This is a genomic window from Pseudoalteromonas sp. T1lg21 (assembly GCF_002964625.1).
GTDB lineage: Bacteria > Pseudomonadota > Gammaproteobacteria > Enterobacterales > Alteromonadaceae > Pseudoalteromonas > Pseudoalteromonas gelatinilytica.
The window spans coordinates 1-395 of record NZ_PQBX01000031.1; the positions used below are offsets into that span (position 1 = coordinate 1).

1 protein-coding gene is annotated in these 395 nt (G+C 39.5%); it reads left to right on the forward strand.

All coding sequences use genetic code 11. The annotated features are described in order from the left end of the window. On the forward strand, positions 1-285 hold a 285-nt coding region (locus C2M25_RS06900), incomplete at its 5' end, for a hypothetical protein (protein WP_105180751.1). Positions 286-395 lie beyond the last annotated feature (110 nt).

The window sequence follows — 395 nt, forward strand, 5'->3', positions numbered from 1 at the left end:
ATGGCTAAGAGTGAGATGAACCCAAGAGTTTCAGCGATAAAAAGCAACTTAATCTATGAGGGAACCTTTGTAGAGGCCGAAGTGATTGGACTGATCGTAAAAAGTGATAATGATGCTTTTACGCTTATGCTTGATAGCGATAATCAAATTTGGTTTGGCGATTCGTTTGTAATGTCCAATGAAGAAAAAAAGCATGTGGCCCCATATTTAGTAAAAATATTCGAAGAGGCAACTGATCCGCAGCAAAAAGCTGCAATAGCAACAATATTAAAGGCAATGCTATGAAATATAACAAGTTGCTAAAGTTCGTTCGTACACTCACTGGGACAATTAGCAGTTGGCTTGGCGCTTCGCGCAAGTATATCCAACTGTTAATTGCCCCTTAGCAAAGCGTT